Origin of the sequence: Kitasatospora sp. NPDC056651 (assembly GCF_042792155.1) — a bacterium.
Lineage (GTDB): Bacteria > Actinomycetota > Actinomycetes > Streptomycetales > Streptomycetaceae > Kitasatospora.
Genome location: NZ_JBHTWX010000004.1, coordinates 81347 through 94222 on the forward strand (window position 1 = coordinate 81347; position 12876 = coordinate 94222).

14 protein-coding genes are annotated in these 12876 nt (G+C 75.1%); 8 read left to right on the forward strand and 6 right to left on the reverse strand.

Going from position 1 to position 12876, the window contains the following annotated elements; all coding sequences use genetic code 11:
• Positions 1–53: 53 nt before the first annotated feature.
• From ACFRAR_RS03695 to cpt, 4 genes are all read left to right on the forward strand, one after another.
• Positions 54–2219 carry a putative cobaltochelatase gene (locus tag ACFRAR_RS03695; RefSeq protein ID WP_380694364.1) on the forward strand — a complete coding sequence of 722 codons (2166 nt, stop codon included), beginning with the start codon at positions 54–56 and terminating at the stop codon, positions 2217–2219.
• Between the two features lie 5 nt (positions 2220–2224).
• Positions 2225–2830 carry a cob(I)yrinic acid a,c-diamide adenosyltransferase gene (gene cobO, locus ACFRAR_RS03700; RefSeq protein ID WP_380694366.1) on the forward strand — a complete coding sequence of 202 codons (606 nt, stop codon included), beginning with the start codon at positions 2225–2227 and terminating at the stop codon, positions 2828–2830.
• Positions 2831–2834: 4 nt separating this feature from the next.
• Complete coding sequence (locus tag ACFRAR_RS03705; RefSeq protein WP_380694368.1) at positions 2835–4268, forward strand: cobyrinate a,c-diamide synthase; 1434 nt, start codon at positions 2835–2837, stop codon at positions 4266–4268.
• 99 nt (positions 4269–4367) lie between these two features.
• Positions 4368–4997, forward strand: coding sequence for a chloramphenicol phosphotransferase CPT (cpt, locus tag ACFRAR_RS03710; RefSeq protein WP_380694370.1), 630 nt, complete (start codon positions 4368–4370; stop codon positions 4995–4997).
• A gap of 67 nt (positions 4998–5064) precedes the next feature.
• On the opposite strand, the gene ACFRAR_RS03715 is transcribed toward cpt, so the two are convergent.
• Positions 5065–5688 (reverse strand): TetR/AcrR family transcriptional regulator, encoded by a 624-nt coding sequence (locus ACFRAR_RS03715; RefSeq protein ID WP_380694372.1) that lies wholly within the window; start codon positions 5686–5688, stop codon positions 5065–5067.
• A gap of 118 nt (positions 5689–5806) precedes the next feature.
• On the opposite strand from ACFRAR_RS03715, the gene ACFRAR_RS03720 reads away from it, so the two are divergent.
• On the forward strand, positions 5807–7084 hold the full coding sequence (locus ACFRAR_RS03720; protein ID WP_380694374.1) for an FAD-dependent monooxygenase: 1278 nt from the start codon (positions 5807–5809) through the stop codon (positions 7082–7084).
• 30 nt (positions 7085–7114) lie between these two features.
• On the opposite strand, the gene ACFRAR_RS03725 is transcribed toward ACFRAR_RS03720, so the two are convergent.
• The 4 genes from ACFRAR_RS03725 to ACFRAR_RS03740 all read right to left on the reverse strand — a co-directional run bounded on the left by ACFRAR_RS03725 (position 7115) and on the right by ACFRAR_RS03740 (position 9011).
• On the reverse strand, positions 7115–7471 hold the full coding sequence (locus ACFRAR_RS03725) for a hypothetical protein (RefSeq protein WP_380694376.1): 357 nt from the start codon (positions 7469–7471) through the stop codon (positions 7115–7117).
• Positions 7468–7860, reverse strand: a complete 393-nt coding sequence (locus tag ACFRAR_RS03730; protein ID WP_380694378.1) for a prevent-host-death family protein — start codon at positions 7858–7860, stop codon at positions 7468–7470. The genes ACFRAR_RS03725 and ACFRAR_RS03730 overlap by 4 nt, the downstream gene beginning before the upstream one ends.
• A gap of 28 nt (positions 7861–7888) precedes the next feature.
• Positions 7889–8440, reverse strand: a complete 552-nt coding sequence (locus ACFRAR_RS03735) for a hypothetical protein (RefSeq protein WP_380694380.1) — start codon at positions 8438–8440, stop codon at positions 7889–7891.
• A 61-nt stretch (positions 8441–8501) separates the two neighbouring features.
• Positions 8502–9011, reverse strand: a complete 510-nt coding sequence (locus tag ACFRAR_RS03740; protein WP_380694382.1) for a MarR family winged helix-turn-helix transcriptional regulator — start codon at positions 9009–9011, stop codon at positions 8502–8504.
• A gap of 69 nt (positions 9012–9080) precedes the next feature.
• Here ACFRAR_RS03740 and ACFRAR_RS03745 point away from each other — a divergent pair, with 69 nt between their 5' ends.
• The 3 genes from ACFRAR_RS03745 (at position 9081) to ACFRAR_RS03755 (ending at position 12025) form a co-directional block, all read left to right on the forward strand.
• The gene (locus tag ACFRAR_RS03745) at positions 9081–10079 is read left to right on the forward strand and encodes an EamA family transporter (RefSeq protein ID WP_380694384.1); all 999 of its coding nucleotides are present in this window, start codon (positions 9081–9083) and stop codon (positions 10077–10079) included.
• A 161-nt stretch (positions 10080–10240) separates the two neighbouring features.
• A complete protein-coding gene (locus ACFRAR_RS03750) occupies positions 10241–11044 on the forward strand; it encodes a serine hydrolase (protein WP_380694386.1) in 804 nt (267 codons plus the stop codon).
• 27 nt (positions 11045–11071) lie between these two features.
• Positions 11072–12025, forward strand: a complete 954-nt coding sequence (locus ACFRAR_RS03755; RefSeq protein ID WP_380694388.1) for a hypothetical protein — start codon at positions 11072–11074, stop codon at positions 12023–12025.
• A 29-nt stretch (positions 12026–12054) separates the two neighbouring features.
• On the opposite strand, the gene ACFRAR_RS03760 is transcribed toward ACFRAR_RS03755, so the two are convergent.
• Entirely contained in the window at positions 12055–12876 is an 822-nt protein-coding gene (locus ACFRAR_RS03760; RefSeq protein ID WP_380694390.1) for a hypothetical protein, read from the reverse strand.

A 12876-nucleotide genomic window follows, 5' to 3' on the forward strand; every position in this document is an offset into this window, starting at 1 on the left:
CCGCAGGACCGGATACGACCGCAGGACCGGACACGACAGGAGTGGGGTACGGCATGAGTGACGTCCGCTATCCGTTCACCGCGGTCGTCGGCATGGCCGACCTGCGGCTCGGACTGCTGCTGAACGCGGTCTCCCCGGCCGTGGGCGGCGTGCTGGTGCGCGGCGAGAAGGGCACCGCGAAGTCGACCATGGTGCGCGCGCTGGCCGGGCTGCTGCCGGACATCGCCGCGGTCGACGGCTGCCGCTTCGCCTGCGACCCGGCCGCGCCCGACCCGCAGTGCCCGGACGGGCCGCACGACGCCCCCGCCGGCCACGAACGGCCGTCCCAGCTGGTCGAGTTGCCGGTCGGCGTGGCCGAGGACCGGATCGTCGGCTCGCTCGACCTGGAGCGGGCGCTGGCCGAGGGCGTCAAGGCGTACGAGCCCGGACTGCTCGCCAAGGCGCACCGCGGCGTGCTCTACATCGACGAGGTGAACCTGCTCCAGGACCACGTGGTGGACCTGCTGCTGGACGCCGCCGCGATGGGCCGTTCCTACGTCGAGCGCGAGGGCGTGTCGGTGCGGCACGCGGCCCGGTTCCTGCTGGTCGGCACGATGAACCCGGAGGAGGGCGAGCTGCGGCCGCAGCTGCTCGACCGGTTCGGCCTGACCGTCGAGATCGCCGCCACCCGGGACCCGGCCGAGCGCGCCGAGGTGGTCCGGCGCCGGCTCGCGTACGACGCGGACCCGGCGTCGTTCACCGCCCGGTTCGCGCGGGACGAGCGGGCTCTTGCCGAACGCATCACCGCCGCGCGCGAGTTGCTTCCAGCGGTCGAGCTGACGGAGGTGGCGCTGCGTCAGATCACCGCCGTGTGCGCCGCGTTCGAGGTGGACGGGCTGCGCGCGGACATCGTGATGGCCCGCACGGCCGTCGCGCTGGCCGCCTGGGACGGGCGCGCCGAGGTGCGGGAGGAGGACGTCCGCAAGGCCGCCCAGCTGGCGCTGCCGCACCGGCGCCGCCGCAACCCCTTCGACGCGCCGGGACTGGACGAGGAGCAGCTGGACCGGACGCTGGAGGAGCACGCACGGCAGGACGACCCGGAGCCCGAGGGCGACGGGCCCGGCCCGGACGGCGACGGCGACGGCGGCCCGGACGGCGACGGGCCCGACGGCGGCCCCGACGGCGGCGGCCCGGACGGCGGCGGCGCACCCGAGCCGTCCGACGGCCCGCACGCGGAGGCCGCCCCGGAAGCCGCCTCGGAAGCCCCGGACGCCGGGGAGGCCACGGACGCCGGGGAGGCCGCGCGGCAGCCCGTACCGGCCCAGCACCCGGCCCCCGCGAAGGAGTCGGCGCCGGTCGCGGCGGCGGACCCGTACCGGACCCGGCTGTTCACCGTGCGGGGCACCGGCCACGGCGCCCAGGGCCGCCGCTCCCCCGCCGAGACCACCGGCGGGCACACCATCCGTGCCCGCCGCCCGCAGGGCGCGCTCGGCCGGCTGCACCTGACCGCGACCCTCCAGGCCGCCGCGCCGCACCAGGCGGCGCGCGGGCGCAGCGGGCGGGCGCTGGTGCTGCACAAGGACGACTTCCGCGAACAGGTGCGCCAGGGACGGGAGTCCAACCTGGTGCTGTTCGTGGTGGACGCCTCCGGTTCGATGGCGGCCCGGCAGCGGATGACCGCCGTCAAGGGCGCGGTGCTGTCGCTGCTGATGGACGCCTACCAGCGCCGCGACAAGATCGGCATGGTCACTTTCCGGGGCGCGGGCGCCGAGCTGGCGCTGCCGCCCACCTCCTCGGTGGAGGTCGGCGCGGCCCGGCTGGAGTCGCTGCCCACCGGCGGGCGGACCCCGCTGGCCGAGGGGCTGCTGCGGGCGCACGAGGTGCTGCGGGTCGAGCGGCTGCGCGACCCGAACCGGCGCCCGCTGCTGGTGGTGGTGACCGACGGCCGGGCCACCGGCGGGCGGGACGCGCTCGCCCGGTCGCGGCGCGCGGCGGCGCTGTTCGCGGCGCAGGGCACCGCGAGCGTGGTGCTGGACTGCGAGTCCGGACCGGTCCGCCTGGGCCTGGCCCGTACGCTGGCCGGGCTGCTCGGCGGCACCGCCGTCAGCCTGGACGAGCTGCGCGCCGAGGGCGTCGCCTCGCTCGTCCGCGAGAGCCGCTCCGAGAGCCACTCCGCAAGCCGTTCCGCGAACCGCTCCGCAACCCGTGCGACCACCACTTCGACGCGAAAGGCGGCCTGACCGACATGCCCAAGGGAGTCCCCGAGAGCGTCCCCGACGACGGCCTGACGACCCGTCAGCGCCGTACGCTGCCGATCACCGCCGTGCACACCGGCCCGGGCAAGGGCAAGTCCACGGCCGCGTTCGGCATGGCGCTGCGGGCCTGGAACCAGGGCTGGCCGGTCGGGGTGTTCCAGTTCGTGAAGTCCGCCAAGTGGAAGGTGGGCGAGGAGAACGCGCTGCGCGTGCTCGGCGCCTCCGGCGAGGGCGGCACCGTCGACTGGCACAAGATGGGCTCCGGCTGGTCCTGGATCCAGCGCTCCGCCGAGCAGGAGATGTCCAGCGAGGAGGCGGCCAAGGAGGGCTGGGAGCAGGTCAAGCGGGACCTCGCGGCCGAGACCTACCGCTTCTACGTGCTCGACGAGTTCACCTACCCGATGCACTGGGGGTGGATCGACCCGGACGAGGTGGTGGCCGTGCTCGGGGACCGCCCGGGCAGCCAGCACGTGGTCATCACCGGGCGGTACGCGCCCGAGGCGTTGACCGGATTCGCCGACCTGGTCACCGAGATGACCAAGGTCAAGCACCCCATGGACGCCGGCCGCAAGGGCCAGCGCGGTATCGAGTGGTAGACCGTTGACCGACATCCCCCGCCTCGTCGTCGCCGCGCCCTCCTCGGGCGCCGGCAAGACCACCGTCGCCACCGGCCTGATCGCGGCGCTCGCCGCGCGCGGGCTGGCGGTGTCGCCGCACAAGGTCGGTCCCGACTACATCGACCCGGGCTACCACGCGCTCGCCGCCGGCCGACCGGGACGCAACCTGGACGCCTTCCTGTGCGGGCCGGAGCGGGTCGCGCCGCTGTTCCTGCACGGCGCGGCGGGGGCGGACGTCGCGGTGGTCGAGGGGGTCATGGGCCTGTTCGACGGGGCTTCGGGGCGCGGCGAGCTGGCCTCCACGGCGCACGTCGCCAAGCTGCTGCGGGCGCCGGTGGTGCTGGTGGTGGACGGCTCCTCGCAGTCCCGTTCGGTGGCCGCGCTGGTGCACGGCTTCGCCTCCTGGGATCCGCAGGTGCGCCTCGCCGGGGTGATCCTCAACCGGGTCGCCTCCGACCGGCACGAACAACTCCTGCGCGAGGCCCTGGAGGAGGGCTCCGGCGTACCGGTACTGGGCGCGCTGCGCCGCTCGGCGGCCGTCGCCACCCCGTCCCGCCACCTCGGGCTGATCCCCGCGGTGGAGCGCTCGGCGGAGGCCCTCAAGGCGGTCGCCGACATGGGCGAACTGGTGGCCTCCTCGGTCGACTTGGACGCCCTGCTCGAACTGGCCCGGACGGCACCGGAGTTGGACGCCGAGCCGTGGGACCCTTCGGCCGAGGTCGCGCCGGTGGCCGGACGGCCGCGGATCGCGCTGGCGGGCGGCGCCGCGTTCTCCTTCTCGTACGCCGAGAACGCCGAACTGCTCGGCGCGGCGGGGGCCGAGGTGGTCCCGTTCGACCCGCTGCACGCCTCGGCGCTGCCCGAGGGGACGGCGGGCCTGGTGATCGGCGGCGGCTTCCCGGAACTGTACGTGCGGCAGCTGAGCGGCAACGCCCCGCTGCGCGCGGCCATCGCCTCGTTCGCGGCCGCGGGCGGGCCGATCGCCGCCGAGTGCGCCGGACTGCTCTACCTGGGACGGGAGTTGGACGGGCTGCCGATGTGCGGCGTACTGCCCGCCGACGCCCGGATGACCGAGCGGCTCACCCTCGGCTACCGGGAGGCGGTCGCCCTGCACGACTCGCCGCTGGCCCGGGCCGGGACGAGGCTGCGCGGCCACGAGTTCCACCGCACGGTCTGCGACCCGGGCGCGGGCGAACTGCCCGCCTGGGGCTGGCGCCTGCCGACCGGCCCGCGCACGGAGGGCTTCGCGGACGGCAATGTGCACGCCTCCTACCTGCACCTGCACTGGGCCGGCGCGCCGACGCTGGCGTCCTCCTTCGCGGCCGCCGCCGCCTCGTTCGCGGCGGGGCCGGGGGCGGGGACGGGGACGGCGCCCGGGACGGGGCCCGAGGCAGGGCCCGGGCCAGGGGCGGCGTAGTTCACGGCTGCGGGCCCCGCCGCCCCGCCGGGATGCGGCGCGGAATTCGCCGCGGAATTCGCCGCGACGGCGCGGGGCCCGCGGTTCTAGGCTGCGCGCATGCATGTGATCGTTCTCAACGGCGGGTCCAGCTCCGGCAAGTCGAGCATCGCCCGACACCTCCAGGAACTGCTGCCGGAGCCGTGGCTACACCTCGGTGCGGACACCATGGTCGACGCGCTGCCGCCCGCGCTGCGTGAAGGCGGCGAGGGCATCGGCGGCGTGACGGGCGGCGACGGCACGGTCGAGGTCGGTCCCGTGTTCGCCGCGCTGGACACCGCCTGGACGGTCGGTGTGGCGGCGATGGCCCGGGCCGGGGCCCGGATCGTGGTGGACGAGGTGTTCCTCGGCACCACGGCCTCGCAGGCCCGGTGGCGGGCGGCGCTGGAGGGCCTGGACGTGCTCTGGGTCGGCGTGCGCTGCGATCCGGCGGTGGCGGCGGCCCGGGAGGCCGCGCGCGGCGACCGGGTGCCCGGGATGGCCGCCGCGCAGGCGGAGGCGGTGCACCGGGGGGTCGCCTACGACCTGGTGGTGGACACCTCGCGGGCCTCCGCGGCGGACTGCGCCCGGGTGGTGGCCGCCCGGGTGGTGGCCGCGCGGGTGGCCTCCGACGGCCCGTCGGACCCGGGCGGGGACCCGGGCGGGGACCCGGGCGGGGACCCGGGCGCGGGCGCGGCGACCGCCTCGTAGTCCCGCGGGTCGCTCCGAACCTCCCGACAGCTCCCGGCCCCCGGCCCCGACCCTCGGCCGCCCCCGGCTACTCCCAGTCGAGCAGCGCGGCGAGGTAGCACGCCACCTCGTCGCGCAGTTCCTCCGGCGACGGGATGTGCCAGTGCCCGCTGCCCGCCGTCGCGTTGAACAGCACCCCGTCGCACCAGCGGATCAGGCGGCGGGCGTCCGCCGTCGGGTCGACCGAACCGCACTGGGCGAGCAGCGCGGCCCCGATGCCGGCGAAGCGTGCGCCCAACCGGTCGTAGACGGCGCGCAGTTCGGGCCGCCGGGTGGCCTCCAGGGCGAGCTCCATGCGAGCCAGGGTGAGCCGTCGCCCGCTGGTGAGCGCCCGGTACAGCAGGTCGGCGCCGACCTCGACGAGCAGTTCCCGCGCGGCGGCGGAAGTGAGCGCGGCGGCGGGGGAATCCTCCATGAGGACCGGGTAGTCCTCGGTCTCCCGCTCGACGATCCGGGTGAGCGCGAGTTCGAGCAGCGCGGCCCTGGTACGGGCGAGGTTCGAGGTCGAGCCGGCGGGCAGGCCGGCCTCCTCGTCCACGGCGCGGTGGGTCAGCCCGCGCAGGCCGCGCTCGGCGATCAGGACGATGGCGGCGTCGGCGACCAGGGTCGGACGCGGGGGTGTCAGGCGCGGGGGCGTCATGGGTCCGATCATGGCCTTTCTCCTCAGGCGATCCCAATCCACTACAGAAGTAGTGCCACGAAGACTACATCCGTAGTACGGTGCCCACAGGCAGCCACTACGGCTGCAGTCAGAGGAGAGGAGCCCTCCCATGGGCCGACAGCGCGACAACGGGCAGGACGGGGAACAGCGCGAGGAACAGTGCGGGGAACAGGCCGGGGAACCGGGCGGGAAGCGGCACGGGAACCCGGACCGACCGCGGGCGATCGTCATCGGCGGCGGGATCGGCGGGCTCACCGCCGCCCTCGCACTCCACAGCCAGGGCATCCCGGTGCGCGTCCACGAGCGCGCCGACTCCCTCGAACCCGTCGGCGCCGGACTCGCCCTCGCCCCCAACGCCCTGCGCTCCCTCGACCGGCTCGGCGTCGGCGAACGGCTGCGCGCCCTCGCCACCCCGCACCCCGCCGTCGGCCTGCGCCACCCCTCCGGCCGCTGGCTGGCCCGCACCAGCACCCCGGTGTTCGAGGCCTACTTCGGCGACACGATCGCCGCCGTCGCCCGCGCCGACGTCATCGACACCCTGCTGGACGCCCTCCCGGAGGGCACCGTCCGCACCGGTTCCCCCGCCACCCTGGTCGCCCCCGGCGGCGCCGCCGAGCCCGCCGTCGTGCGCACCGCCGACGGGGAGGAGGAGGCCGCCCTGGTCGTCGCCGCCGACGGCATCCGCTCCGCGACCCGCGCCCTGCTCTTCCCGCGGCACCCCGGCCCCCGCTACAGCGGCTTCACCACCTGGCGCACCGTCGTCACCCCCGGCCGCCTCCCGGCCGCCGCGGGCGAGGTGTGGGGCCGCGGAGAGCTCGCCGGGATCGTCCCGCTCGCGGACGGCCGGGTCTACGTCTACGGCGCCGCCCTCGCCCCGGCCGGCGAACGGGCCGCCGACGGGGACGAGCGGGCCGAACTCCTGCGCCGGTACGGCGACTGGTGCGCCCCCGTACCGCAGCTGTTCGCCCTGGCCGAGCCCGAGCGCGTGCTGCGCCACGACGTCTGGGACCTCGCCGACCCGCTGCCCGCCCACCACCTCGGCCGGGTCGCCCTCCTCGGCGACGCCGCCCACGCGATGTGCCCCTTCCAGGGCCAGGGCGCCTGCCAGGCCATCGAGGACGCCGTCGTCCTCGCCTCCCCGCTCACCCCCGGCACCGACCCGGCCACCACCCTGCCCGGCTACACCGCGGCCCGCCTCCCCCGCACCACCGCCGTCGTCGCCGGCTCCCGCCGCATCGGCGACCTCGTCGCCCTCCGCTCCCCCGCCGCCACCCTGCTCCGCACCACCGCCCTCACCCTGGCCGGCCTCCTCCCCGCCCGCGTCCTGCTGAGCCGCTCGGCCCCGACCTACAACTGGCAGCCCCCGGCCCTGGGCGGGGTGGGGTGAGGTGAGGTGAGGCCACGCCGGCACGGTGGGCTACGCGTCGGTGTCCTTCGGGTGCCGGGGCGAGGCGTGGACGAAGTGGACGGTTCGGACCGCCTCGTCCACCACGTACCGCACCCGACCGCCGGCGGTCACCTCGTACTCCCACTGCGGCAGCTCGACGCCACCGAAGACCCTGGCGGCCAGACGCCCCCGGCGCCGGTGCTGCCGGTCAGGGCGCAGCGCCGAGAGCGGATCCGCCCGCAGCGACTCGAAGCAGCGGCGGGCACTCCTGGGCGCTTCCGCACACAGGTCGCTCCAGCCCTTGGCGGCCTCGCCGGTGCCGAACCGAAGCCGCCGTTCGCCACCGACGGGTGGCGGCGGGACGTCGTCGCCGCGCTTGGGGCTCACGGCTCGACCACCTCGCCGTGGTCGTCGCCGGGGAGGGGCCTGGTGAGCTCGGCGGCCAGCTCCGGATCGGCGAGGACTCTGGCGGTGGCGCGCCATTCGGCGATCACGCGGTGCAGACCGGCGTGCACGTCCAACTCGGTGACGTCACGCGTCGCGTCGACGAGGTCCACGACGAACTCACGGACCTCCCCGGCCGACAGGTGTCTGGTCCAGGGGAAGACCGCGGGAAGCGCCAGCAGTACGGCCCGCGCGCCCTCGTCGCTGCCGATCAACGCGGTGAACAGGCGCGCGGTGACGTCCGCCGTCTCCTCGCGCTGACGGTCGTGGCGCTCGGTGCGGTGGACGACGAGCGGTACGCGCTGGTCGCGCGCCGCCGAACGCGCCGTCAAGCCCCCACGGCGAGCGCCCGGATCAGGGTCACCCCCGTCGGGGGCGCCCGCCGAAGGCGCCGTTGAACGGGTCCGCCCGGTGGCAGGCGACACAGCGCAGCCGGGTGTAGATCGCCACCGCACCCATGAACACGTCCTCGCGCCCGTCGGCCGGGGAACCGGAGGCGGCCGGCTCCCCGCAGTCCAGGCAGGGGCGGTCGGGGCGGGCGGCGACGGAGCAGTCGCGGCAGATCAGGTGGGTCGGGTCCTCCGCGTGGACGACGACGGGCTGCGGCCCGCCGTACAGCAGGTGGTCGCACCACGTGCAGGACTCGTCCGCCTGCGACGCCAGCATCCGTTCCCGGGTCTCCCGCTGCCACTTGGCGGCCTTCCGCACCGGCACCTTCACCGGCGGCCCCCAGCCGGCGGCGGCCAGCCACTGGGCGCCTTCCACCCCGGCGGCCCGCAGCTGGTCGTCGACGGCGATGTCCCTGGGGGTCTTCTCTTTCATCGCGGGCTTCTCCTCCTGCTGGGCGTCCGGGGTGTCCGGGGCTTCCAGGGCTTTCACAGGAGACAACGCGTCCGGTGCGCCGCTGGACACGCGGCGCACCGCACCACGCTCCACACCGCGCCCCGCCGGGCCGCCGGTCCGGAGAGGCGGCTCAGAGGAGCGGCTCCGTGTCCCCGTGCGCGATGAGGAGCTTGCGGAGCAGGGTGTCGAGCCGGGTGCGCTCGTCCGCGTCGAGGGCCGAGAGGATGCGGTCCTCGTTGCGGACGTGTCCGGCCATGGCGCCGTCGATCAGCTCCCGGCCGGCCGGGGTGAGGCGGACCAGGACGGCGCGGCGGTCGGTCGGGCAGGGGTTGCGCTCGACCAGGCCCTTGGCGGACAGCCGGTCGACCCGGTTGGTGATGGCGCCGGAGGTGACCATCGCGGACTTGAGCAGCGCGCGGGCGTTGAGCTCGTACGGCTCGCCGGAGCGGCGCAGGGTGGCCAGGACGTCGAACTCGGAGGAGTCCAGGCCGCAGGCGGTGAAGTACTCGCGCAGGGCGTTGTCGACCCGGACGTTGAGCCGCCGCAGCCGGCCGATCAGGGCCATGGACTCGGAGTCCAGGTCGGGGCGGGCCCGGGCCCACTGCTCGACGATGTCGTCCACGGTGTCGCGCTGCCGCATGTCCGCCGCCTTCCGGAGCCGTCCGGCCGAAGCCGCCCATCCATCGCCAATATCTTAACATTCACATACTTGACGTTCGCCGATCTCGGGCGTAAAAAATATCTCAACGTTCATATAATCAACGCTCAGGGGGACGTCATGGCCGTCATCGACCGCAGCCGCGCCGGGATCGCCGCCACCGCCGCACTCGCCCCGGCCGCGTGGGGCACCACCTACCTCGTCACCACCCAACTGCTGCCCGACGGCCGCCCACTGCTGCTCGCCGTGCTCCGCGCACTCCCGGCCGGGCTGCTCCTGCTGCTGATCGGCCGTCGACTTCCCAAGGGGCGCTGGTGGGGGCGCGCGGCCGTCCTCGGGATGCTCAACATCGGGCTGTTCTTCCCGCTGATGTTCGTCGGCGCGTACCGCCTGCCCGGCGGCGTCGCGGCAACCATCGGGGCGATCCAGCCACTGCTCGTCGCCGGGTTCTCGATCGGCGTGCTCCGCGTGCGACCCGGACGGCGGGCGGTGGTCGCCGGACTGGTCGGGGTCGGCGGGGTCGCCCTGCTGGTGCTCAACAGCGGCGCGCGACTGGACGGCGTCGGGATCGCCGCGATGATCGCCGGAATCTCCCTCATGGCCATGGGCACCGTCCTCACCCGCCGGTGGGGCCGCCCCGAGGGCGCCACCCTGCTCGACCTCACCGCCTGGCAGCTACTGGCCGGCTCGGTCTTCCTGGTCCCGCTCGCCGCCGTGGTCGAAGGCGCACCGCCCGCCCTGAGCGCCGCCAACCTGGCCGGCTTCGCCTACCTCGGCCTGTTCGGCACCGCGCTCGCGTACTCCCTCTGGTTCCGCGGCATCGAGCGCCTCGGCGCCGGCCCGGCCTCGTTCCTCGGCCTGATCAACCCGGTCGTCGCCACCCTCGGCGGCCTCGTCGTCCTCGGCCAGACCCTCACCCCCTGGCAGGTCCTCGGCCTCCTCCTCGCCCTCGCCGCCATGCTCGCCGGCCAGACCCCCACCCGCCGCACCCCGACCCCGGCCCCCGCCGCCACCCCGACCCCTCAACCCGAACCGTCCCCCGCCCACTGACGGAACCGCGATCGAACGCCCGCGGGTGCCCACCCACAGGCGTTCGGCTGTCCTCGGCAGCTCCGCCCCCGGTCTCCGGCCATGGGCGTACGGCGCTCCCACCCGGGTAGGGAGCCCGTTGGCGTGACTCAGCCGGCGAGGAAGGGAAGGGGATTGCACCAATGGCCGATTCCGACGGACTGCGCTCCGCGATCGCCGCACAGATCGAGGGGTTCGCGGCGGCCGGCGGCGCGGGTGTGCGCAGCGTCCTGGTCAGGACGCTCGACGGCCCCCGGCTCACCGTCGCCCACCGGGCCGATCTCGTACTGCCCGCGGCGAGCCTTGCCAAGATGATCCTCGGGGTCGCGCTCTTCGAGTCGGCCGAGCACGGCGGACTCGACCTCGACGAGCGCGTCCGGATCGGGGCCCTTCCGGGCACCATGTACCCGAGCGTGCTCCAGGCACTCGATCCCGACTCGACCGTCACTGTACGCGAGTTGTGCGGATTCGCCCTGGTGACCAGCGACAACCCCGCAGCCGAACACGTGCGTGCCGTCCTGGGCCAGGAACGGATCGATGCCACGATCAAGGCCGTGGGGCTGCACAACACGGCCTTCCCGGCCGGGTTCTCCGAGCGGGAGCTCGGTCCACTCGGCCGCGCCAACACCACCACCGCCGAGGACATGCTGCGACTGGTCGAGCACATCGACCGCACGCCGCACCTGGAGCCGGTCCGCCGCTACCTGGTCAACTACCTGCGCAACGACAGGATTCCGTCACGGCTGGACGACGACGTTCCGGTCCGGCACAAGACCGGCAGCCTGCGCGGCATCGTGAACGACGCGGGCGTCGTCCTGCATCCCGCCCGACGCATCGCGATGGTCTTCCTGACCGAGGGGCAGGCTGACAACTTCCGCACGGCACAGGAGATCGGGGAGGTCTCCGAGCGGATCGTCCGGATCATCACAGAGGGGGCGGCGCGCTGACGCGGCCCACGGGGGAGGCGCGTGACCGTGTCTCGTGAACGACAACTGCGCAAGATCCTCGCGCTGGTCAACACCCTCGCGCTGACCGTGGGGCTGGTGTGCGTCGTCACCGCAGCGCTGCTGACCCACCAACAGGTGCTCGCCACCGTCCTCAGCCTCATCGGCGGCGCCTTCGTGTCGGCGGCGGCCGTCACCCTCGCGATCGGCTCCCTCACCGTGCGGGAGACCACGGAACAGGTGGACAGTGCCGTGCTCCGTGGCATGCAGGACGTCCTCGGCCCGGTGCGCGACCCGCTGTTCGCCGGCGCGCTGTCCGCCTACCGGTACGACTGCCTGCTGTCCCCCGCACCGGACGGCGACGCCCACCCCGACTACCTCTACCAGAGCTTCCGGATCTCCTACCGGATCGAATCCCTGCCCGAGACGGTGACGATCGCCTGCCTCGCCTCCAATGACGATGCCGGCCTGGACGGGTTCACCGGGCCCGAGTGCCTGCTGCGGTGGATGATCGACGACAACCTGGACCCGGACGACCCGAAGATCTTCACCGTCGGCGCGGTCCGGGTGGACAACCGGGAACTGGAACGCGCGCCGGCGACGCACGAGACCATCGCCGGCGGGCGCGCCAGGATCGAACACTTCTCGGTCCCGCGCGAGGTCCAGGCCACTGCGGGCCACCTGGTGGAGCTGAGTGTCACGGCGCGCAAGTTCGCGGGCAACGACCGGCGGATCCGGGTCCAGGCCCAGGTCTTCCGCCATGTCACGGACGCCGAGTACCGGCTCACCGTCGATCCGGCGCTCCGGCCGACCCGTCTGAGCGTGAACGCCTCGGAGATCAGTGCGCTCGGGGCCGCCCACGGCGCGAGCGTCCGGGCCACCTTCCCCGAGCCGTTCAACAACACGGCCGGGCTGATCCAGCTCCCGTTCCCCCTCCAGCCCGGCAGCGTGATGGCGTTCACCATCGACCGGGATGTGGCCTGACGCTGCGGCCTGACGCGTTCGCCCGCGGTTCAGCCGGTGGCGCGGATGTAGATGTCGGCGGCGCCGGCGAGGCCGCCGGGGATGGCGGCGACGTAGATGCGGCGGGCAGTGGGGGCGTGGGTGGCGGGGGTCGCCGTGGGGGTGGGGGTCCAGGCCGGGGTGGGGGTGGGGTCGTCGGGGGTGGGGGCCTCCGGGGCCGGGGGCAGGACGGCGGGGTCCGAGGGGGCCGAGACGCCCGTGGCGTCGGAGTCGGAGAAGTCGGAGGAGTCGGAGGGATCGGCGGTGAGTCCGCCGGGGGCCGGGGCGGGGCCGGTGGGGTCGGGGTCCGGTGCGGGGTCGGCGGGTGGGGTGGGAGTGGTGGAGGGGGTCGCGGAGGGGGCGGGTGCGGGTGGCAGCGGGGAATCGGGGAGTTCCGGGGCCTCGGCCGGCTCGTCGCCGCCGAGGGCGGCGAGCAGGTCGGCCGGGAGGGGGGCGACGGGGCCGGGCGCGGGGAGGTCGTAGGCGCTGAGGAAGTCGCCGAGGCCCGGGGCCCTGCCGCCGCCGAGGCGGTAGTGGAGGTAGGCGACCGGGGCACCGTCGGAGGTGTGGGTGTAGACGGCGCCGACCGGGTAGAAGCGGCCCGCGCCGGGGTGCTGGGAGGGGTGGAGCCCGGCCAGGCGTTCGGCCCGGTCGCGGTCGGTCTCGCGGCTGGCGCGGCCGACGGTGAGCGCGTTGACGCCGCGCACCACGAGGGCGGCGCCGACGGACACGCAGAGCACCAGCCCGACGGCGACGGTGCGCCGCAGGACCGGGCGGCCGTGCAGGGCGGGCCAGGAGTCGGTCACCATGCGCTCGGGTGGGATGCCGTCCAC

Coding starts and splice junctions, on each gene's coding strand:
- ACFRAR_RS03695 (WP_380694364.1), top strand. CDS start 54: ATGAGTGACGTCCGCTATCCGTTCACCGCGGTCGTCGGCATGGCCGAC.
- cobO (WP_380694366.1), top strand. CDS start 2,225: ATGCCCAAGGGAGTCCCCGAGAGCGTCCCCGACGACGGCCTGACGACC.
- cpt (WP_380694370.1), top strand. CDS start 4,368: ATGCATGTGATCGTTCTCAACGGCGGGTCCAGCTCCGGCAAGTCGAGC.
- ACFRAR_RS03715 (WP_380694372.1), bottom strand. CDS start 5,688: ATGATCGGACCCATGACGCCCCCGCGCCTGACACCCCCGCGTCCGACC.
- ACFRAR_RS03720 (WP_380694374.1), top strand. CDS start 5,807: ATGGGCCGACAGCGCGACAACGGGCAGGACGGGGAACAGCGCGAGGAA.
- ACFRAR_RS03740 (WP_380694382.1), bottom strand. CDS start 9,011: ATGCGGCAGCGCGACACCGTGGACGACATCGTCGAGCAGTGGGCCCGG.
- ACFRAR_RS03750 (WP_380694386.1), top strand. CDS start 10,241: ATGGCCGATTCCGACGGACTGCGCTCCGCGATCGCCGCACAGATCGAG.